The sequence below is a fragment of the Falsirhodobacter sp. 1013 genome, from assembly GCF_051195255.1.
In the GTDB taxonomy this organism is placed as follows: Bacteria; Pseudomonadota; Alphaproteobacteria; order Rhodobacterales; family Rhodobacteraceae; genus Falsirhodobacter.
This window is the reverse complement of record NZ_JBNJLK010000007.1, coordinates 17,495-36,843: the sequence shown is the minus strand read 5'-3', so window position 1 is coordinate 36,843 and position 19,349 is coordinate 17,495. Positions and strand designations below refer to the sequence as shown.

18 protein-coding genes are annotated in these 19,349 nt (G+C 67.3%); 5 read left to right on the top strand and 13 right to left on the bottom strand.

Translation table 11 applies throughout. The features are described 5' to 3' along the window. Positions 1–28: 28 nt before the first annotated feature. From ACSHZY_RS11350 to ACSHZY_RS11320, 7 genes are all read right to left on the bottom strand, one after another. Positions 29–862, bottom strand: a complete 834-nt coding sequence (locus tag ACSHZY_RS11350; protein WP_435169179.1) for a metal ABC transporter permease — start codon at positions 860–862, stop codon at positions 29–31. Next, positions 859–1,713 (bottom strand): metal ABC transporter permease, encoded by an 855-nt coding sequence (locus ACSHZY_RS11345; RefSeq protein WP_435169177.1) that lies wholly within the window; start codon positions 1,711–1,713, stop codon positions 859–861. Before ACSHZY_RS11345 ends, ACSHZY_RS11350 begins: the two co-directional genes overlap by 4 nt. Further along, the gene (locus ACSHZY_RS11340) at positions 1,710–2,564 is read right to left on the bottom strand and encodes a manganese/iron ABC transporter ATP-binding protein (protein ID WP_435169175.1); all 855 of its coding nucleotides are present in this window, start codon (positions 2,562–2,564) and stop codon (positions 1,710–1,712) included. The genes ACSHZY_RS11345 and ACSHZY_RS11340 overlap by 4 nt, the downstream gene beginning before the upstream one ends. A 19-nt stretch (positions 2,565–2,583) precedes the next feature. Next, on the bottom strand, positions 2,584–3,483 hold the full coding sequence (locus tag ACSHZY_RS11335) for a metal ABC transporter substrate-binding protein (RefSeq protein ID WP_435169173.1): 900 nt from the start codon (positions 3,481–3,483) through the stop codon (positions 2,584–2,586). A gap of 114 nt (positions 3,484–3,597) precedes the next feature. Then, positions 3,598–4,890 (bottom strand): Gfo/Idh/MocA family protein, encoded by a 1,293-nt coding sequence (locus tag ACSHZY_RS11330; RefSeq protein ID WP_435169172.1) that lies wholly within the window; start codon positions 4,888–4,890, stop codon positions 3,598–3,600. A gap of 94 nt (positions 4,891–4,984) precedes the next feature. Then, the gene (locus tag ACSHZY_RS11325) at positions 4,985–7,732 is read right to left on the bottom strand and encodes a Hint domain-containing protein (RefSeq protein WP_435169170.1); all 2,748 of its coding nucleotides are present in this window, start codon (positions 7,730–7,732) and stop codon (positions 4,985–4,987) included. Positions 7,733–7,790: 58 nt separating this feature from the next. Continuing rightward, the gene (locus ACSHZY_RS11320; RefSeq protein WP_435169168.1) at positions 7,791–8,579 is read right to left on the bottom strand and encodes a DeoR/GlpR family DNA-binding transcription regulator; all 789 of its coding nucleotides are present in this window, start codon (positions 8,577–8,579) and stop codon (positions 7,791–7,793) included. 228 nt (positions 8,580–8,807) lie between these two features. Between ACSHZY_RS11320 and ACSHZY_RS11315 the strand changes: the two genes are divergently transcribed. From ACSHZY_RS11315 to ACSHZY_RS11295, 5 genes are read left to right on the top strand one after another with little or no spacing between them, the layout of a single operon-like run. Further along, complete coding sequence (locus tag ACSHZY_RS11315) at positions 8,808–9,872, top strand: ABC transporter substrate-binding protein (protein WP_435169166.1); 1,065 nt, start codon at positions 8,808–8,810, stop codon at positions 9,870–9,872. Between the two features lie 59 nt (positions 9,873–9,931). Then, on the top strand, positions 9,932–10,747 hold the full coding sequence (locus tag ACSHZY_RS11310; protein WP_435169164.1) for an alkaline phosphatase family protein: 816 nt from the start codon (positions 9,932–9,934) through the stop codon (positions 10,745–10,747). Continuing rightward, complete coding sequence (locus ACSHZY_RS11305) at positions 10,744–11,532, top strand: ABC transporter permease (RefSeq protein WP_435169162.1); 789 nt, start codon at positions 10,744–10,746, stop codon at positions 11,530–11,532. The genes ACSHZY_RS11310 and ACSHZY_RS11305 overlap by 4 nt, the downstream gene beginning before the upstream one ends. Then, complete coding sequence (locus ACSHZY_RS11300) at positions 11,532–12,311, top strand: ABC transporter permease (protein WP_435169160.1); 780 nt, start codon at positions 11,532–11,534, stop codon at positions 12,309–12,311. The genes ACSHZY_RS11305 and ACSHZY_RS11300 overlap by 1 nt, the downstream gene beginning before the upstream one ends. Beyond that, positions 12,308–13,288, top strand: a complete 981-nt coding sequence (locus tag ACSHZY_RS11295) for an ABC transporter ATP-binding protein (RefSeq protein ID WP_435169159.1) — start codon at positions 12,308–12,310, stop codon at positions 13,286–13,288. Before ACSHZY_RS11300 ends, ACSHZY_RS11295 begins: the two co-directional genes overlap by 4 nt. Here ACSHZY_RS11295 and ACSHZY_RS11290 read toward each other — a convergent pair. The 6 genes from ACSHZY_RS11290 to hydA form a co-directional block, all read right to left on the bottom strand. Further along, positions 13,278–13,733, bottom strand: a complete 456-nt coding sequence (locus ACSHZY_RS11290) for a hypothetical protein (protein ID WP_435169157.1) — start codon at positions 13,731–13,733, stop codon at positions 13,278–13,280. The genes ACSHZY_RS11295 and ACSHZY_RS11290 overlap by 11 nt on opposite strands. 87 nt (positions 13,734–13,820) lie before the next feature. Continuing rightward, entirely contained in the window at positions 13,821–15,152 is a 1,332-nt protein-coding gene (locus ACSHZY_RS11285) for an esterase-like activity of phytase family protein (protein WP_435169155.1), read from the bottom strand. Positions 15,153–15,410: 258 nt separating this feature from the next. Continuing rightward, complete coding sequence (locus ACSHZY_RS11280; RefSeq protein ID WP_435169153.1) at positions 15,411–16,340, bottom strand: NAD(P)-dependent oxidoreductase; 930 nt, start codon at positions 16,338–16,340, stop codon at positions 15,411–15,413. Next, positions 16,337–17,269: a LysR family transcriptional regulator gene (locus ACSHZY_RS11275; RefSeq protein ID WP_435169151.1), complete on the bottom strand. Its 933-nt coding sequence runs from the start codon at positions 17,267–17,269 to the stop codon at positions 16,337–16,339. Before ACSHZY_RS11275 ends, ACSHZY_RS11280 begins: the two co-directional genes overlap by 4 nt. Continuing rightward, a complete protein-coding gene (locus ACSHZY_RS11270; protein WP_435169149.1) occupies positions 17,269–17,895 on the bottom strand; it encodes an aspartate/glutamate racemase family protein in 627 nt (208 codons plus the stop codon). The genes ACSHZY_RS11275 and ACSHZY_RS11270 overlap by 1 nt, the downstream gene beginning before the upstream one ends. Continuing rightward, positions 17,892–19,346 (bottom strand): dihydropyrimidinase, encoded by a 1,455-nt coding sequence (gene hydA / locus ACSHZY_RS11265; protein WP_435169147.1) that lies wholly within the window; start codon positions 19,344–19,346, stop codon positions 17,892–17,894. Before hydA ends, ACSHZY_RS11270 begins: the two co-directional genes overlap by 4 nt. Between the last annotated feature and the right edge of the window lie 3 nt (positions 19,347–19,349).

Here is a 19,349-nt window from a genome sequence, read left to right as displayed (position 1 = left end):
GAACCGCGCCCGACGGCCAGAGCGGATGTCACACCGTGGCCGCGTGCCGCCGGAGGATGACCTGCCGCCGCACCACCGCCGTCAGGAAGATGGCCGTCAGGATCAGCACGATCGTGGGGGCCGGCGCGCTGTCCAGCCAGAAACTGGCATAGATCCCCGCCACCATCGACGCCATGCACACCGCCACCGCCACCGCCAGCATCCGGCCGAAGCTGCGGGCGAACAGGAAGGCGATGGCCCCCGGCGCAATCAGCAGGCTGACGGCCAGGATCAGGCCGGTCGCCGTCAGCGTCGCCACGATGGTCAGCGACAGGATCGCCAGCAACCCGTAATGGAGCCAACCCACCGCCAGCCCCGACGCCCGCGCCTGCGCCGGATCAAAGGCGTGCAGCATCAGGTCCTTCCACTTCAGCAGGATCGCCGCGGCCACCACGGCGGAAATGACGCCCGCCGTCCAAAGATCCTGCACCCCCACGCCCAGGATGTTGCCGAACAGGATGTGATCCAGATGCACGTCCGACGTGATGGAGGTGTAGAGGACGATCCCCGCCGCGAACATGCCCGAAAACACGACGCCCATCACCGTGTCCTGCTTCACCCGGCTGTTGCCCGACAGAAAGCCGGTGGCCGTGGCCGTCAGCATTCCGGCCGCGAAGGCGCCCAGTATCAGCGGTAGGCCCAGGATGTAGGCCAGCACGATCCCCGGCAGCACGGCGTGGCTGACCGCGTCCCCCATCAGCGCCCAACCCTTCAGCACCAGAAAGCAGGACAGCAGCGCCGTCGGCACCGACACGATCATCGCGATCCAGAAGGCGTTCTGCATGAAGGGGAACTGGAAGGGCAGCAGAAGCGTGTCGGTCATGCCCCCTCCTCCAGCGCGGCCGCCGCGCGGCGGCGGGCGGCCAGCATCCCGTGCTTGGGGGCAAAGGTGAAGGCCAGCAGGAAGATCAGCGTCTGCAGGCAGACGATGATCCCGCCCGTCGCCCCGTTCAGGAAGAAGCTGGCATAGGCCCCGACGAAGCTGGTGATCGTCCCGATCGCCACCGACACCATGATCAGCCGCGGAAAACGATCGCACAACAGATAGGCCGTGGCCCCCGGGGTCACGACCATGGCCACGACCAGAAACGCCCCCACCGTCTGCATCGCCGCCACGACCGAGGCCGACAGGAGCACGAAGAACATCGCCTTCAGCCGCCCCGGCCGCAGCCCGACCGACCGCGCGTGGTTCTCGTCGAAGAAGACGACCATCAGGTCCTTCCACTTCAGCAGCAGCACCGCCAGCGACACGAAGCCTATGATCGCCAGTTGCAGGATATCCCCCGGCGCGATGGCAAGGATGTTGCCCATGGTGATCGTCTGGACAGAGATCGCCATCGGGTTCAGCGACACCATGAACAGCCCCAGCCCGAAGAACGAGGTGAAGATCAGCCCGATCACCACATCCACCTTCAGCCCCGACCGGTCCGACAGGAACAGCATCGCCGCCGCTGCCAGCCCGCCCGATAGAAAGGCCCCAAGCGCGAAGGGCAGGCCCAGCATGTAGGCCCCCGCCACCCCCGGCACGACCGAATGGCTGAGCGCGTCGCCGATCAGCGACCAGCCCTTCAGCATCAGATAGGCCGACAGGAAGGCGCAGACCCCCCCCACCAGCGCCGACACCCAGATCGCGTTGAACATGTAGCCGTATTCGAAGGGCAGCAGCGCGGTCATTCCGACTTCTCCCGAACCTGCGTGCGGCCGTCATATTGCACGAAGGGCCGTTCATCGTCCGTCAGGATGGAGATCTGTCGCGGATCGTCGTCGGAATGCAGCAAGCCCCCGCCCAGCGTGATGTGGCGCAGCACGCCGCCGAACGCGGCCTCGAGATTGTCGCGGGTGAAGGTCGTCTCGGTCGGGCCATGGGCCAGCACCGTTCCCTTGACCAGCACCACGCGGTCGCAGAACTCTGGCACGGATCCAAGGTTGTGGGTGGACACCAGCATCACCCGCCCCTCGGCCCGCAACTCGCCCAGAAGCGTCACGATCTGCTCCTCGGTCTTGACGTCCACGCCGGTGAAGGGTTCGTCCAGCAGGATCACCTGCCCGTCCTGCGCCAGCGCGCGCGCCAGGAAGACGCGCTTCTTCTGCCCGCCCGACAGCTCGCCGATCTGGCGCTGGCGGAAGTCCTGCATGTTCACCCGCGCCAGCGCCGCGTCCACCGCCGCGTAGTCGGCCTTTGACGGGCGGCGCAAAAAGCCCATATGCCCGAACCGCCCCATCATCACCACGTCCTGCACCAGAACGGGGAAGGACCAGTCCACCTCTTCGGATTGCGGAACATAGGCGACGAGGTTCTTCTTCAGCGCCTCCCTCACCGTCAGGCCCAGAAGGCGGATGTCGCCGGCCGCCACGGGAACGAAGCCCATGATCGCCTTGAACAACGTGGACTTGCCCGCTCCGTTCACGCCCACCAGCGCCGTGACCGTGCCGCGGGGAATGCTGAAGCTGGCCTTGCGCAGGGCCGTGTGCCCGTTGCGGTAGGTGACGGTGACGTCGCGCGCGGCAATGCCGAACTCTGACATGAAGGGAAGTCCTTTCGGGTTATTCGGCCGCGGTCAGCCCTTGGGCGACCGTTTCGGACGTGACCTTCAGCAGGTCGAGATAGGTGGGCACCGGACCGTCGGCTTTTGACAGGCTGTCCACATAAAGAACGCCGCCATAGCGCGCGCCGGTTTCCCGCGCGATCTGCTTGGCCGGCGCGGTGTTGACCGTGCTTTCGCAGAAGACGGCCGGGATATGATGCGCCTTCACCCCGTCGATCACGGCGCGCACCTGCTGGGGCGTGCCCATCTGGTCGGCGTTGATGGGCCACAGATACAACTCCCTCAGCCCGAAATCGCGGGCGAGGTAGCTGAACGCCCCTTCGCAGGTCACAAGCCAGCGCTTGTCCTCGGGCAGTTCGGCGATCTGCGTGCGCAACGGTTCGATCGCGTCGCGAAGCCGCTGCTTGTAGGTGTCAGCGTTCGCGGCATAAAGCGCGGCATGGGCCGGATCGTGCTGCGACAGCGCCGCCTCGATGTTGTCGACATAGATCAGCGCGTTGGACAGGCCCATCCAGGCGTGGGGGTTCGGCTTTCCTTCATACGCGCCAGAGCCGATGGGGATCGGCACGACCCCATCCGACACCGTGACCGACGGCACGTCGCGCAGGTTGCTCAGGAACTGCTCGAACCACAGCTCAAGGTTCAGGCCGTTCCACAGGATCAGATCGGCGCCCTGCGCGCCGACGATGTCGCGTGGGGTGGGTTCGTAACCGTGGATCTCCGCCCCCGGGCGGGTGATCGACACGACGTCGGCCGCGTCGCCCGCCACGTGGCGGGCCATGTCGGCCAGAACCGTGAAGGTGGTGACGACCTTCATCTTCCCGTCCTGCGCCTGCGCGGCACCGGCCAGCAGCAGACACGCCGCCGCGGCGATGGGAAGCGATGTGTGGAACGTCATCCTGTCCTCCGGGAAAAGGGCTTGGGGCATGAGGTTGCAAATCATTCGCAATGTCAAACGGTTTCGGCGGGCCGTGATGCCCCGGCCGGCGACGTGCCGGCCGGGGCGATGGCGTCACATGCGGATCGTGGCGGGTGGCCCGCGGAAGGCGTCCCGATCGGCCACCGGTTCCAGCTTCACCGGCTGGCCGGTGCGGGCGCTTTCGTAGATCGCTTCCATCAGGATGTGGTCCTGCATCCCTTCCTGTCCGGGGGTGCGGGGGATCCGGTCCTCGCGCACGCAATCGGCCATGTGGTCGATCTCGGCCGCGAACTGGTTGTTGTGGGTAAGCTCCAGCCGGGTTCCCCCCGTCGTGTCCCCGTCACGGCGGTAGATCGTCATCTGCTGGCCCATGTATTTATAGGCGTTGGGCATATCGACCGTCGCCTCGGCGAAGTTCAGGCGCTGGTGCTTGTCATCGCGCGCCCCATAGCTCGTGAAGCAGTTGGCGATGAAGTTCGACGGGAAGCGCAGGGTGAAGGACACGGTTTCCTCCACCTCGGCATACCGGGGGTCGCCTTCGGGGGAATACTGGGTGGCCCAGACCTCCACCGGCTCCTCGCCCGTCAGGAAGCGGGCGGTGTTCAGGCAGTAAAGCCCGATGTCGGGGAGGGAGCCGCCGCCCGCCAGCGCCTTCTTGTGGCGCCATTGCTCGGTGCCGTTGTCGGCCACCGTCTGCACATTGGTGGCGGTCATGCCGACCAGGCGGCCGAACGCCTCGTCGCGCACGAACTCGGCCAGCTTCAGGTTGTAGGCTTCGAACTGGATGCGGTACGCGATCATCAGCTTCACCTTCGCCGCGTCGCAGGCGTCGATCATCGCCTTCGCATCGGCCGAACTGACCGTCATCGGCTTTTCGCACAGGACGTGCTTGCCCGCCGCCGCCGCCCGTTCGGTGTATTCGCGGTGCATCCCGTTCGGCAGCACGATGTACACCGCCTGGATGGCCGGGTTGTCCTTGATGCTGTCGAAGCTGTCATAGTCATAGCAGTTTTCGGCCGAGATGCCGTATTGCTGCGCCGTCACCTCCAGCTTTTCGGGCGAGCCGGACACGAGGGCCACCAGCTTCGCGCGCTGACACTCGGCGAAGGCGGGCAGGATCTCTTCCAGGCTCAGTCGGCCAAGGGCCACGACCGCAAAGCCCACCCGTTCCTCGGGCGGCAAGGGTGCGGGCGGCGGGGCCGAGGGGGCGTCGGCCGGGGCGCGCCAGTTCTCGAACTCCACCTTGCCGTTCCTGACGCTGCCGGTGTCGACCTCGGTCGGCGCGGGATAGTCCTGCGCCGAAGCGCGGCTGCCCAAAAGCGCCGCGGTCGCGCCGATGCCGCCCATCAGGACGCCACGACGGCTGGGGGTGAAGATCTTGGTCATGCGGCCCACTCCGTTGTTGCACAGCACAGGCAACGCGCGGGAACGGCGATGGTTCGGTCCATGACGAATTTAAGGTGCTACGGCAGCCTCTTGGTCACGACAGAAGAACCCGGCTTTCATGCGCCTTCAGCACCGTCCGCGCGGTGTGGCCATAGCTGCCCGCCGAGGATCGCAGGACGGGGAACAGCGTGAACAGCTCCTCCCGGCAGCGATCGTCCAGGGCCGACAGGCCAACGCTGCCCGGGTGGAAGCTTTCGGTGGCCGCGCCGTTGGCATGGATCACCTGGTGCCGGTCGAACAGCAGGTGGATGTAGGTGACGGTTCCGCCCGTGACGACGTTGACGCCGGCGCCGTCGACCAGATGGCGCGCGGGAACCAGAACCTCCGTTGTCGCGAAATACAGGTTGATGCGCGGCCCGGCCACCAGCATCCGGTGCTGCGGCGACACCAGAAGGGGCGCGTCCAGCCCCGGCACGGCGTTCGGCATCAGGCGCACGGGGGCGAAACGCCCCTCGGCGGGCACCGTCCGCGTGCCGATCCAGCGGATGGGCTGAACCCCGTCATCCCGCGTCACGACCAGATCGCCCTGCGCCAGATCCTCGACCGGGCGTTCCCCGAAGGGGGTCAGGATGCGCGTGCCGGGGGTGAAGCAGATGATGTTCTCGATCCCCTCGAACGCCACGGTCGCGTCGTTACCGAACCGCACCACGCCGGAATAGGTCGTGACCCCGTCCACGGTGTCCGAGGACAGGCTGTCGTAGCGGTACGACCCCGCATTGCTCAGGTCCAGCGTGTCGGTCCCTTCGCCGCCGGCGACGCTGGCCGCCCCGGTGGGGGCCGATCCGATGACGAAGCGGTCATCTCCCGCCTCGCCCTGTGCGATGTCCGCGCCTTCCACCTGAAGGGTGTCGGCGCCGTCGCCCCCGGACAGCGTGTCGATCCCGGCGCCCCCCGACAGGGTGTCATCGCCCAGCCCGCCCGACAGGCTGTCATTGCCGCCATCGCCCAATATCTGGTCGTCCCCCGCCCCGCCGGTCAAGGTGTCGTTCCCTTCCGTGACCGAACGGGGAGAGAAGGCGATATCCGTCAGGTAAAGATAACGCTGCCCTGTTCCCGAGGCGCTGGTATAGGACAGCTCGATCCGCGACACGGGCCCGTCGATGCTGACCAGCATCGAGCCTTCGGCCTGATCGGCGTTGTTCGACCCTTGGGCGGCGGTGGCCGTATCGCCGATGACGGTGTCGCTTCCGGTGGTGGTCAGGGACACCGGCACCACGTTGCCCTCGGCGTCATAGGCGATCACCTGGATGCGGTCGACATATCCCGCCGTGCCGGTGGTGGCGTCCAGGTCGTTGATCCGGAAACGCACGTCCCGCACGGAATCCGACACGCCTTCGGTGGTGGAGGTGAAGGAAAGGCTGGCCGTCTCCGGCCCGGTCCCGTTCGACGTGAGCAACAGGCCGGAGGTCGCGGGCGTGGTGCCGTTGTACTGCGCCTCGGTCGTGACGGTGGCGGTGGTCGTCGCGCTGCGCGAGGTGTAGCTGAAGCCCACGTCCACGCTGCCCGTCGACTGGGTGAAGCCGTTGTTCAGGTTGGTTCCGGACGGGCCTTGCGCCGTCCATACCAAAGCCGTCGGACTGGCGCTGGCCGTGATCCCGTCGCCGCGCAAGATGTCGTTGCCGTCGCCGCCCGTCAGGCTGTCATCGTCGCCCCCGCCCGCGATCACGTCGGCCTCGGACCCGCCATCCAGCACGTCGCGGCCTTCGCCGCCCAGCAGGCTGTCCTGCCCCGCGCCCCCGGTCAGCGTGTCGGCGTTCGCGCCGCCCGACAGCTGATCGTCGCCATCCTCGCCGCCCAGACTGTCGGCGCCCGTGCCGCCGATGACCGTGTCGTTGCCCGCGCCGCCGAACAAAACGTCGTTTCCGGCCTGCCCGTTCAGGCTGTCATTGCCGCCGCCGCCCGACAGCGTCTCGTTCACCGACGAGCCCGACAGCGTGTCGTCGGAGCCGGAGCCGACCACCGCCTCCACCCCCGAAATGGTGTCGCCCTGTGCCAGACCGCCCAGCCCCCGTCCCCCCGACAGGTCCACCGACACCCCGGTCGAGGCGCCGTAGTCGAGCGTGTCGGTTTCCGTGCCGCCGGCGATGACATCCCCGCCTTCATCCGCAAGGAAGGTGTCGGCGCCGCTTCCGCCGCTCAGGCTGTCATCGCCCGCGCCGCCGGACAGCAGGTCGTTGCCGGCGTTGCCAAGGATCGTGTCCTGCCCGTCGCCACCGTAAAGAACATCCGCCGTCGCACCCCCCGCAAGCGAATCCGCGAAGGCGGAACCGATGATGCCCTCGATCCCGCCGGTGACGTCGCCCGCCGCATCACCGCCCTGCCCCGTATTGGCGGTCAGCGACACCGTCACGGCGGCCGAGGATCCGGAGTAGTCCACGATGTCCGTGCCGGCGCCCCCGAAAAGCCGGTCTGCCCCTTCCCCGCCAATCAAAGTGTCGTCCTCGGTCCCGGCGTCGACGCTGTCGGCCCCGATCCCACCCAGGATCAGGTCCGCCCCCGGCCCGGCCGCAATCGTTTCGTCGCCTTCGCCTCCGTAAACGACATCGCCCTCGGTGCCGCTGACGATGGAATCGTTGCCCGTGCCGCCAAAGATGCTGTCCCGACCTTCGTTGCCGAAGAGGGCATCCAGCCCGTCCCCGCCGTAAAGGCTGTCATTGCCGCCAAAGCCGTTGATCGTGTCGTTGCCCGTGCCGGTATCCACGCCAGCGGGGCCGCCAAAGATCGTGTCGGCGTCGGCCGAGCCATTGAGGAGCTCGTTCGCATCGGTTCCGTATCGGGTCACCACAGCCAAGTCCCTCCGCTGCATTGCAGCGTCAGGCTAGGGAAGCGATCCCTTAAAATCAACCGGAAGTTGCCGAGGTCCCGGAACGAACCTCGGGCTCGGCGCAGGTCCATCCCGAAAGGACGGGCCAATCCGTCGGCCGGGAGGCCTCCGTCACCAGCCAGTCCAATGCCAGCAAGGGCGCGATCACCACGCGGCTGCGATGGCCCAGCTTTTCGGCATGCGCCAGCGCCATCCGCCGTTCGGCCGCGTCGAACATGGCGCTGGCCAGTTCGGCCTCCTTCAGCTTGAAGTTGGAGAGGCCGACCTGCGGATCCACCCCGACGGGGGAAATGACGGCGACATCGGCCCGAAAGCGGCGCAGCTGGGACAGTGTCATCTCCCCGTACAAACCCTGCGCAGGGCCGTCCGGAACGCCGCCCAGCAGGATGACATCGTGGGTGGCCGCCAATTCGCGTGCAATCTGCAGGGAATTGGTGATGATCCGCAGATCGGGCCGCGAGGCCAAGGCGCGGGCAAAGGCCGCCGTGGTGGAGCCGGCATCGACCATCACGCTGGCCCCGTCCGGCAGCAGCGCCGCCGCCGCACGACCGATGGCCAGCTTTTCGGCCATGCGGTGATGCATCCTTTTTTCAAAGGCGGCTTCGGGGTTTTCGCTTCCGGTGGCCACCACCGCGCCACCCCGAACGCGCCGGATGCGGCCCGTGGCGGCCAGGGCCTCAAGATCCGCGCGCAGGGTTTCGCGGGACACGCCGGTGTCACGGACCAGTTCGGCGATGGACACCCGGCCCCGGCTGTCCAGCCGCTGGGCAATCAGCCGTTCTCGTTCCGCGCGCCACATCGACATCCCTCCACCATCCCCCACATCACTGGCAGCTTCGCCAAATCTTGCCAAGCATTTGCCGCACCTGTCGTCAAAGGTTCACCGAAGCGAATCTGGACGGTCATATTTGGCATGCTAATGCCGCCTGACAGAATGCGACGTCCGGGGGGATCAATCCGCCGCGCCGCATTTGCCAAGAAACGCCAACCCGCGCCCGCAGCCGCCGGTGGATCGAAAAGGACTGAAAACGGAATGCTTCGCACGCTTCTTCTTGCCACGGCCCTTGCGGGCCTCGCCTCCTCCCCCCTTCTGGCCCAAGCGGTTTCGGATGCGGGCGATCCGCAGATCGCGGCGCTGATCGAACAGGCCAAGGCCGAAGGCAGCGTCGCCTCGGTCGGGATGCCCGACAGCTGGGCCAACTGGAAGGACAGCTGGGACCAGATCACCCGGACCTACGGGATCGAGCATTTCGACACGGACATGAGCTCGGCCCAGGAGCTGGCAAAGTTCGAGAACGAGGGCGTCAACGGCACCGCCGACATCGGCGACGTGGGCCTAGAATTCGGCCCCATCGCGGTGGAACGCGACCTGCTGCAACCCTACAAGCCCACGACCTGGGACCAGATCCCCGAATGGGCCAAGGACAAGGACGGCATGTGGGCGATGCCCTACACCGGCACGATGGCGTTCATCATCCGCGCCGACATCGCGGACGCCCCCACCTCCTGGGCGGACCTGATGGAAGGGGATTACACCTTCTCCATGTCGGCGGTCGGCTCGGGCGCGCAGTCGAACGCCGCGATCCTTGCGGCCGCCATCTCGCGCGGCGGGTCGGAAACGGACCTGATGCCGGGGATCGAGCTGTTCGCCGAACTGGCGGCCGGCGGCCGCCTGCGCGCCAACGAGGCCAACCCCGCCGCGCTGGAGCGGGGCGAGATCGACGTGGCGGCCTTGTGGGACTTCAATGCGCTGAACTATGCGGCCACGGTCGGCGGCGGAAAATACACCGTGCTCATCCCGTCGGACGGGTCCGTCACCTCGGGCTATGCCAGCGTGATCAACAAGAACGCACCACATCCGGCAGCGGCGAAACTGGCGCGGGAATACATCTTCTCGGATCAGGGGCAGATCAACCTGGCCAACGGCTATGCCCGCCCGATCCGCATTGACCACATCACCCTGCCCGCGGAAACGAAGTCCCGCGTCCTTCCGGCCGAACAATATGCGAAGGCCAAGCCTATCGACACCGCCGCCTGGCAGAAGGCTGCCCCGACGCTGGGCCGCCTGTGGCAGGAAAACGTCCTGTCCGAGATGTGAGCCACCCTTTTTCCGGGCGCGCCACCCGCGCCCGGTTTCCTGCATGAACGGACCTCCCCATGGCTGCGACCCCTTCCACCCGCGTGATCCTGATCGTCCTTGACGGCCTGCGCCACACCACCGCCCGCGAAACGCTGGGCTGGCTGGAAGGGCAGGTCCGCGCCGGCCTTGCCGGATGCCACCGGATCGAGGCGGAGCTTCCCGCCATCTCCCGCCCCCTCTACGAAACGATCCTGACCGGTCGCAGCCCGGCGCAGCACGGCATCGTGTCGAACCACATCCGGCGCGCGTCGGAGGGGGACAGCGTGTTTTCGCGGGTCCGCGCGGCGGGCGGACGCACCGCCGCCGCGGCCTATCACTGGATCAGCGAACTCTACGTCTCCACCCCCTTCGATCCGGCCCGGGACCGGTTGCGGCTGGACGATGACGGTGCCATCACCGACGGGGTGTTCTACTGGGACGACGCCTATCCCGACGATCACCTGTTCGCGGACGCGCAGGCGCTGATCGCGCGCGGGCAACCTCACTTCCTTCTGCTGCATCCGATGAACGTGGACGACGCCGGGCACAAATGGGGCGGCAGTTCGCGCCCATATCGCGACGCGGCCCGGGCGCAGGGCGATCTTCTGGCGCGTTATCTGCCCGGCTGGCAGGCGCAGGGCTATGACATCATCGTCACCGCCGACCACGGGATGAGCGATGATCATAGCCACGCCGGCCCCCTCCCGGACGAGGTGGAGGTGCCGTTCTATACCCTCGGCTTTACGCTGGACACCGCCCCCCTCCAGACCGAGATCGCGGGCCTGTGCTGCCGTCTGGCCGGGGTGGATCCCGGCGCCTTGCCCCCCTACGCGGGCGGGATTAACCGCCCATGATCCTGCGCCGGCTTTACGCCCTGCCCTTGGCGCTGTTCCTGCTGGCCGTGGTCGGGGTTCCCCTGATCTCCACCATTGCGGGATCGTTCGGCGGCGACGGGCCCTTCGACCGTTACGCCCAGATCTTCGGATCGCGCTTCTACACCCGCGCCTTCACGACCACGCTGTGGTTGTCTGGGCTGACCACGCTGATCGGGCTGGCGCTGGCGGTGATGATCGCGCTGGCGCTGCGGGGGCGGGTGCCCGCCCTGTCGCGCGTGGCACTGGTTCTGGGCAACCTCGGCGCGAATTTTTCAGGCGTGCCGTCAGTGCTGGCCTTCATGATCCTGCTGGGCGCCAACGGCGTGCTGACCCGCCTTTTGTTCGGCGGGTTCGAGCTTTATTCCGTGTCGGGCCTGCTGCTCACATATTCCTTCTTTCAGACGGCGCTTGCGACGGTGCTGGTCGTGCCCGTGATCATGGCCCTGCCGCAGGACATCGAGGAGGCGTCGCGCCTGATGGGCATCTCCCCCCTCCGCTTCTGGCTGCGGGTGGGGCTGCCGACGGTGGCGCCACAACTGGCCGCGATCGCTACGTTGCTGTTCGCAAATGCCATGGGCACTTACGCCACCGCCTTCACGCTGATGGGCACCAACGCCCGCATCGTGACGGTGCGGATCGGGGAACTGGTGGCGGGCGACGTCTTTTCGGACCCGGCGCTGGCCAACGCCCTGTCGGTCTGCCTGCTGGGTATGATGCTGGTGCCCATCGTCCTTGGACAGATGCTGTTGCGGAGGCGGACCTGATGCCGCGCCTGTCCTCCCTGTTCCTGATCCTTGCGGCGGCGCTGTTCGCGCTGCCCTTCGTCACCATCGTCGTGGCGGCCTTCGGTACCGACTGGTCCAGCGGCCTGCTCCCGGGCGGATGGGACACCGCCACCGTGGCGGGCGTTTTGTCCGATCCGCGGTTCCAGGCGGCGCTTGGCCGGTCGCTGGCCGTGTCGGGGGCGGCGCTGCTTTTGTCGGCCGTGCTGATGGTGCCTGCGATCCTGGCCGGCCACATCTACTGGCCGGCGCTGGACCGGTGGCTGGCACGGCTGGTGGTGCTGCCCTATGCGGTGCCGGGGGTGGTTCTGGTCGTGGGCTATCTACGCGTCTTCTCGCACCCCGCGCTGGCCCTGAACGGCACGCCGTGGATCCTGGTGCTGGCCTATGTGCCGCTGTGCTTTCCGATGTTCTACGTCTCCATCAAGGGGGCGCTGACGGGGCTGCCCATCGCGGACTGGCTGGCTGCGGGCCGCCTGATGGGGATGCGCGACGAACGCATCCTGATCCGTGTGGTGCTGCCAATGATCGCCCCGCAGATCCTGCTGGGCGCGGTTCTTGGCCTTGGCATCCTGCTAGGCGAATTCGTCTACGCCAACATGCTGGTCGGCGGCCGGTTCGAAACTTTGCAGATCTACATGTACGCCCAACGTACCGAAAACGGCTCCGTCACGGCCGCGATCATCCTGTTCTACTTCCTCACCATCCTGTTGCTCACCGCCGCCTCGGTCGCGCTGAGCCGCCAGAGGCCTGCCCCATGACCTTCCTGACCATCGACCGCGTCCGCGCCGAATACGGCGCCACCCGCGTGCTGGACGACGTGACCGCCCATGTCGACGAGGGGGAGATGCACGTGCTCCTCGGCCCCTCGGGCTGCGGAAAGACGACGCTGCTGCGCGCGATTTCGGGGCTTCAGCCGATCGCGAGCGGGACGATCACGTTGGGGGAACGGCGGATCGACACGCTTCCCCCGGCCGAACGCGGGCTGGCGATGGTTTTCCAGCACTACGCTCTGTTCCCGAACATGACCGTCCGGCAGAACCTGGCCTTCGCGCTTGGCCGCAAGGGCCTGAACCGGGCGCAGATCGCCGAGAAGGTCGACCGCATGCTGGAGGTGGTGGACCTGACGCCCCGCGCCGATGCCCTGCCCGCAGCGCTTTCGGGCGGGCAGAAGCAGCGCGTGGCGCTGGCCCGTGCGCTGGTGCTGGAACCGCGCCTTCTGCTGCTGGACGAACCCCTCTCCGCCCTTGACGCCCAGATCCGCAAGCGCCTGCAGCTGGAGTTGAAGCGCATGCAGCGCCAATTGGGCCTGACCGCCATCCTCGTGACCCATGACCAGGACGAGGCGATGCGTATGGGCGACCGCATCTCCATCCTCGACGCCGGGCGGATCGTGCAAAGCGACCGGGCGGAAACCGTGTTCCACCGCCCCGTGGACGCCTTCGTCGCCCGCTTTCTGGGGGAGGCGAACATCCTGCCCGCCCACATGATCGCCTTTGGCCGCAAGGGCCACGCCGTCATCCACCCCGCCGCGTTGGAGATCACGACGGGCGAGAGCCTGCTGGAGGCCGAGGTCGTGGATACCGAGATCATGGGCCAGCTTGTCCGCATCCACTGCCGCGCGGGCGGGGAAGCCTTGCGGGTGGACCGGCTGGCGGGCTACGGCACGCAGCTGCCCGCGGCGGGCGACCGGCTGCGGCTGGGGGCGCGCCCCGAGGCGGTGCATTTCATCGACTGACCGGCGCTTGGGATTTGGCGGGGCGGGACTGGGAGTAGCGGCCCAGATCCTTGATGGCCCGCCCCGTGCGAAGGTTGCGGCAGGACAGGATCCGGCTGTTCTTGAGGGTCACCACCCCCCTGGCCTCGGCGCAATCGCAATGGATCAGCGTCTCCCCCGCGATCGTCTCGGGGCGGACATGGGCGATCCGGCGGCTCCGTTCGGTCCCATCTTCCTCCCGGTAGAGGATCTCGAAGTCGCGTCCGGCTTCCTCCGGCAAAGCGGCCGCCGGCGCGGCGTCACGAGGTTGCGGGGCTTTGGGCCGCTTCGCCCTGGGCAGCCTTACGACCGCCGGCGCCGGTTCGTCCACGGGCACCGGCGGGGCATTCCGGCCCCTGGCCCTGCGCTCCGTCAGGATGTGCAGCCCGAGAAGGATCAGCGACCCGAGGATGACGAGCTCGATCATCTGGCGCGCCCTCCCCTTGTCCGCATTCCAGGCGCGTCCAGATGGCGGAAAGGGAAGGTGCCGGTCAAGCAGGTTCCCGAGGCGTCTTCAGCGCGCCGCCAGCAGTTCCGCCACGTCCAGCAGGATGAACTCGTTCGCGGCGGCCTTCCCGATTTCCCGCCCGCCCGAGAAGGGAAGGTTGTTGTCGTTCGCCACAAGGATGTGCGTCTCGTCCACCCGGACCACATCCTCGATGGTCTGGAAGGGGAAGCTGAACAGCCCGTCCAGGGTGTAGGGCGTCATGTCCGCGGTATCCTCGATCCGCAGCAGGTCGATATGGCCGATGCGGCGCATGTGGCCTTCGGCGTCCAGATCGGCGGTGTCCACAAGGACGATGTTCTTCACGCGCGCCGGCATCGGATAGCAGTCCGAGGGTTCGCCGCCCTCCGGGCAGGCGCCCGCGACGTCGCCCTCGCCCGCGTCCCGTTCGATCACCAGCGCGCGCGTGTCGTCGATGAAGTTGAAGTCGCCGATGGCCACGGCCCCTTCGTCCAAACGGAAACGGACGCTGTTGCCGGTCCATGCGCCCGCCTTCGTGTCGAAGGTCATGACGCGCAGGAAATCGCCCTCCGTCCCGGTTTCGGTCAGCAGCGGCTTTTCCAGCATCGCCCACAGCAGGCCGGTGCCCGGCTGCAGGGCCATCCCTTCGTACCCGCCAGAGCGTTGAACGCGGAAATCCTTGCCCGGCTGCGCGGGCACGACCGTGCCGGCCGTGTCGGGGCCCGACAGCTTCGCGCCGTCCAGCGTGGTCGCGAACACCTGCTGCACGCGGCCGTCGGGGGCGGCCTTGATGATCCACGGCCCGAACTCGTCCCCGATCCAGATCGCACCGTCGGCATACTGGATGCTTTCGGGGTCAAAATCCGCGCCTGTCAGGTAACGGCTGTCCGTTCCTTCATAAGCGATGCGGAAGGGCACCTTGTGGTCGGGATCGTGCAGGAAGATCTGGGCGCGTCGTTCCACCGTGCCCAAGGCGAAGTCGGGGTTCAGCTTGTGAAAGAACAGCAGCGCATCGGGGCTGTTCAGCTTTGCGCCGAAACCGTTGTCGGTCAGGGCGTAAAGGCTCCCATCTTCGGCCCGGTTCATGGCAAAGCCGGACATGCCCTGGAAGGGCTGGCCGATGAAGGGCAGCGACAGGCCGGTGGGATGCGCACCGTAAGCCCGCCCCGTGTCCGCGGGAGCCGACATGGGGGACGCGTTCGGCGCAGGCCCCGTGAACTTCCCTGAAACCCAGGCGTCGCGCGGCGCGTCCGCCGGGGGCTGCACCAGCGTCAGGGCCGGCACTTCGGCAAACCCGGCAAGGCGGGCGGGAAAGACCTCCTCCGCCCATGCCGGAAGCGCGGCGGAGATCAGGAGGATGGACAGAACGGATTTCAGCATGGCGGCCCCTTTTGGCGCGGTTCAAAAAGGGGCTTACGGGCTTCCATTGACAGTTTCGTGACCATTCCGCCTTTCGGTCTGCAGGCGCGCCGATTTGCCGGCAGTTGCCACGTTGCAAGACACGACTTCCGTTTCAAACATACCGCCCGCATACGACGCTTTGCCCCTAGCTCCGCCATGAATCATGGTGGATCGGGGCAGTCTTGCGCCGGACGAACCCCATGCGTGGCACCTGGGTCGCCGAACGCCGGGCCAGCCTCAGCCTGGCACCGGCGTCACGAGTGGAGCACCTGCCAAAAACGCGTCGATGTTGCGCATCATCAGGGCGGCGCTCAGTTCCTGAACCTCCAGCGCCAGCCCCGCGACATGGGGTGACAGGACAATGTTGGGCATCGCGCGAAGCGCCTCGGGCACCTCCGGCTCCTCCTCCAGCACGTCAAGGGCGGCGCCGCCGATGCGGCCCGCTTCCAGCGCCGCGATCAGCACGCTTGTGTCGATGATGGACCCCCGGCCGACATTGACCACGATTCCTTCCGGGCCAAGCGCGTCCAGCACCGCGTCGTTCACCGCATGGAACGTGGCCGGCCCGCCCGGCGCCGCGATCACCAGAACGTCCACATGGCGGGCAAGGGTCAGAAGATCGGGGTGGAACGTCCAGGCGGGCAGATCCTTCGCCGTCCGGCTGCAATAGGACACCGGCATCCCGAACGCCTCGGCCAGCCGCCCCAGCCGCTGGCCGATCCCGCCCATCCCGAAGATCCCCATGCGCCGCCCGGACATGAGCGAACTTGTCCCCACATCCCCCCGCCAGGTTCCCGCCCGCACGGCGGCGTCGAACCGGCACAGTCGGCGCGTCAGGGCCAGGATCATGCCGATGGCGTGTTCGGCCACCGCCCCGGCATTCACCCCCGCCGCATGGGTGACCGCGATGCCGCGCCGATAGGCCGCGGCCACGTCCACAGCCTCGTACCCCGTGCCCACGGTGCAGATGAGGCCGAGGGACGGAAGCAGCGCCATCTCCTCTTCGGTCAGGCCGACCGTGCCGTTCGTCACGACCACGCGGACCTGTGCACGCACAGCCTCCGGCAGCGCGGCGGGACCGTCCCAGGCGTCATGGACACGGTGATGGACGGCCAGCGCCTTGCGATACACGTGTCCTTCCACGCGAAACAGGATGTTGCAGGTCATGTCGGGTCCTTGACTGAAGACGGATCGGACAGGCAGGCGTGCAGCTGTTTCGTGAACCGATCCATGAGGGAGGTGTGCGGCACGCCCTTGCGGGTGAACAGCACGGCCCGCACCTCGCACAAAGGGTGAAAAGGGCGCTGGACCAGTTGGGGACCGGCCAGCCGCGCCGACCATGGATCGACGACCGTGGCCCCCAGACCCGAGTTCGTCAGCATGGTCGCGGTTTCGCAATACCGCACCTCCACCCGCGGGACATAGGGCTCCCCCGCATGGTCATAGGCGCTGCGCACCAACCGGCCGAGGTTCGATTCCTGCTCCAGACCGATGAGGGGATGACCGGCGAGATCCTGCGGGGTGACGTGGGGACGTACGGCCAGCGAGCTGCCGGCCGGCACCAGCGCCACCATGTGCGCCTGCTGCAGCACATGGGTGTCCACAAGGTCTGACCGTTCCTGCGTCAGGGCGATGCCGATGTCCACAGTGCCGGTCTGGACGGCTTCCAGCACCGTCTTCAACCGTCGCACGTCGTAACTGACGGAAATGTCAGGCGAATCCTCCAGAAACCGCTGAAGCGCCAGCGGCCCCACCGTATGCCCCAAGGGCGGAGTGGAGATGATGCGCAACCGCCCCGACAGGCCCAGCTTCATGTCCTGCGCGCGGACCGCGAAACCGCGGATCAGGCCGAAGATGGGGCGGATCTCCTCGTACAGCGCGCGGGCTTCGGCGGTGGGGGTCAGGCGGCGGGCCGTGCGGTCGAACAGGACAAGGTCCAGCTGCGTTTCCAGCTGGCGCAGGCCGGCAGAGATGGCGGGTTGGCTGATCTTCAGCGCGGCCGCCGCCTCCACCGTGGTAGCGCAGCGCATCATCGTCGCGAAGATTTCCAGCATCCGCAACGAGATCTCGGCCGGATTGACCCCCCCGTTTTCCATCAGCCGAGGATCGTGCCAAGGGCCATGACCGCCGCCGCCTGCACGGGGTCGATGACGGGGACGCCCAGCCGGTCTTCCAGCAGCCGGCGGCGGGGGGCGAAACCGGCGCATCCCAGCACGATGGCGCCCGCACCCATGGCGACCAGTTGGGCGCCCGCTTCCAGCGTTTCCTCCAGCACCGCGTCGGACGTGCCTGCGTCCAACGCGGACACGCCGGACAGCCCGACCTCCCCCGCCAGACGCTCCAGCACGCCCATCTGGCGCATCCTTGCCATGTGGCGCGGGATGGATTTCGGCGACAGGGCGATGATGCCGAAGCGGTCGGCCCGCGCCATGGCCGTCAGGATGCCGCATTCCTGGATGCCGAAGGCGCGGATCCCTTCGGACCGCATCAGATCCAGCCCCGGATCGGAAAAGCAGGCGGTGATGACGGCCTCGGCCTTGGCCTCGCGGGCGATTTCCAGCACGCGCAGGCCGGCGCGGGCCACATCCTCGTTCGTGGCGATGGTGGCGGGGCTTTCGGGCACCGTGATGCAGTCGAAATGCGGGCCGTAGGGGGTCAGCGCCGCCGCCAGCCCCTCCGTGACACCCTGCGAGGAGTTGGGGTTGATGACAAGGACGCTCATGGTGCGATCTCTGCCCCGAAGTTCTGCGCGGGGTCCAGTTCCTTGGCGCGATACCCCGGCTTGCCCGTCAGGTCCACGCGGGCGCGGGCGACGAAGCGGCCCTGCCCTTCGGCCGCGCGCAACTCCCCATGCTCCACGATGACCTGCCCGCGGTTCAGCACCACCTCCGGTACGCCGGTCAGCACCATCCCCTCGAAGGGGGAATAGTCGATGTTGTCGTGCTGGTCGGCCAGCGTGACGGTGCGCGTCGCCTCTGGGTTCCAGATCACGATGTCGGCGTCCATGCCCGGCGCGATCGATCCCTTGGTCGTCATCCCGAAGGTCTTCGCCGCGTTGGTGGACGACAGCGCCACGAAATGCTGCAAGGTGATCCGCCCCTTCATCACCCCTTCGGAGAAGAGGTAGGGCAACCGCGCCGCGATCCCCGGCATCCCGTTCGCGATCTTCGGATAAGGCGCATCCGTGCCGGCGGTGAACTTGCCAGTCTCATCGAAGCGATAGGGGGCGTGATCCGAGGACACGCTTTCGAACGTCCCGGCCTGGATGTGCCGCCACAACGCGTCCTGCGTGGCCTCGTCGCGCACGGGGGGGGAGCACATGAACTTCGCCCCCTCCATCCCCGGCCGGTCCAGATCGTGACGCGTCAGGGCGAGGTATTGCGGACAGGTTTCCGCGAACAGCTTGGCACCGTCCAGCTTCGCCCGCTGCACCAACGCCGCGCCCCCGGCGGTGGACACGTGCACGATGAACAGCGGCGCATCGACCAGCTTGGCCAGGCTGATGGCGCGGTTGATCGCCTCCTCCTCGGCCAGCTCGGGGCGGCTGATGGCGTGGTATTTCGGCGCCGTGAGGCCCTTGGCCGCCAGACGACGGTTCATCCACTTCACCATCTCGTTGTTCTCGGCATGAACCATGGTGATGGCGCCATGCTCCTTCGCCACGGTCAGGATGTCCAGCATCCCCCCGTCGCCAAGGTTCATCAGGTCATAGGTCATGAAGACCTTGAAGCTGGTGATCCCGCGTTCGAAGGCGCGCGGCAGCTCGTCCGTCAGCACCTTCTCCGTCGGGTCGGAGATGATGAGGTGATAGGAATAGTCGATCACCGACCGCTTTGCCCGCGCGTCATAGGTCGCCAGCACATCGTCCACCGACTGCCCGCGATGCTGCCCCGCGAAGGGGATGAAGCTGGAATTCCCGCCAAAGGCCGCCGAAACCGACCCCGAATAATAGTCGTCCGCCGTCATCACACCGGCCGAACTTTCCTGCGCGATGTGGGCATGCGCCTCGATCCCGCCGGGCAGGACAAGGCGGCCGCCCGCGTCGATGCGGCGGTCCCCGCCGGGCAGCGTTTCGGCGATCGCCGCGATCCGGCCATCCCGGATCCCAATGTCGCCCTTGAAGCTGTCCGTGGCCGTGACCACGGTGCCGGAGTGGATGACGGTGTCGAACATGCC

Bases quoted from the DNA above. Each gene is read 5' to 3' on its own strand.
- ACSHZY_RS11330 (WP_435169172.1), bottom strand. From the start codon at position 4,890: ATGACCAAGATCTTCACCCCCAGCCGTCGTGGCGTCCTGATGGGCGGC.
- ACSHZY_RS11300 (WP_435169160.1), top strand. From the start codon at position 11,532: ATGCCGCGCCTGTCCTCCCTGTTCCTGATCCTTGCGGCGGCGCTGTTC.
- ACSHZY_RS11340 (WP_435169175.1), bottom strand. From the start codon at position 2,564: ATGTCAGAGTTCGGCATTGCCGCGCGCGACGTCACCGTCACCTACCGC.
- ACSHZY_RS11335 (WP_435169173.1), bottom strand. From the start codon at position 3,483: ATGACGTTCCACACATCGCTTCCCATCGCCGCGGCGGCGTGTCTGCTG.
- ACSHZY_RS11310 (WP_435169164.1), top strand. From the start codon at position 9,932: ATGGCTGCGACCCCTTCCACCCGCGTGATCCTGATCGTCCTTGACGGC.
- ACSHZY_RS11285 (WP_435169155.1), bottom strand. From the start codon at position 15,152: ATGCTGAAATCCGTTCTGTCCATCCTCCTGATCTCCGCCGCGCTTCCG.
- ACSHZY_RS11270 (WP_435169149.1), bottom strand. From the start codon at position 17,895: ATGAGCGTCCTTGTCATCAACCCCAACTCCTCGCAGGGTGTCACGGAG.
- ACSHZY_RS11350 (WP_435169179.1), bottom strand. From the start codon at position 862: ATGACCGACACGCTTCTGCTGCCCTTCCAGTTCCCCTTCATGCAGAAC.
- ACSHZY_RS11315 (WP_435169166.1), top strand. From the start codon at position 8,808: ATGCTTCGCACGCTTCTTCTTGCCACGGCCCTTGCGGGCCTCGCCTCC.
- ACSHZY_RS11295 (WP_435169159.1), top strand. From the start codon at position 12,308: ATGACCTTCCTGACCATCGACCGCGTCCGCGCCGAATACGGCGCCACC.
- ACSHZY_RS11345 (WP_435169177.1), bottom strand. From the start codon at position 1,713: ATGACCGCGCTGCTGCCCTTCGAATACGGCTACATGTTCAACGCGATC.
- ACSHZY_RS11290 (WP_435169157.1), bottom strand. From the start codon at position 13,733: ATGATCGAGCTCGTCATCCTCGGGTCGCTGATCCTTCTCGGGCTGCAC.
- ACSHZY_RS11280 (WP_435169153.1), bottom strand. From the start codon at position 16,340: ATGACCTGCAACATCCTGTTTCGCGTGGAAGGACACGTGTATCGCAAG.
- ACSHZY_RS11305 (WP_435169162.1), top strand. From the start codon at position 10,744: ATGATCCTGCGCCGGCTTTACGCCCTGCCCTTGGCGCTGTTCCTGCTG.
- ACSHZY_RS11275 (WP_435169151.1), bottom strand. From the start codon at position 17,269: ATGGAAAACGGGGGGGTCAATCCGGCCGAGATCTCGTTGCGGATGCTG.
- ACSHZY_RS11320 (WP_435169168.1), bottom strand. From the start codon at position 8,579: ATGTCGATGTGGCGCGCGGAACGAGAACGGCTGATTGCCCAGCGGCTG.
- hydA (WP_435169147.1), bottom strand. From the start codon at position 19,346: ATGTTCGACACCGTCATCCACTCCGGCACCGTGGTCACGGCCACGGAC.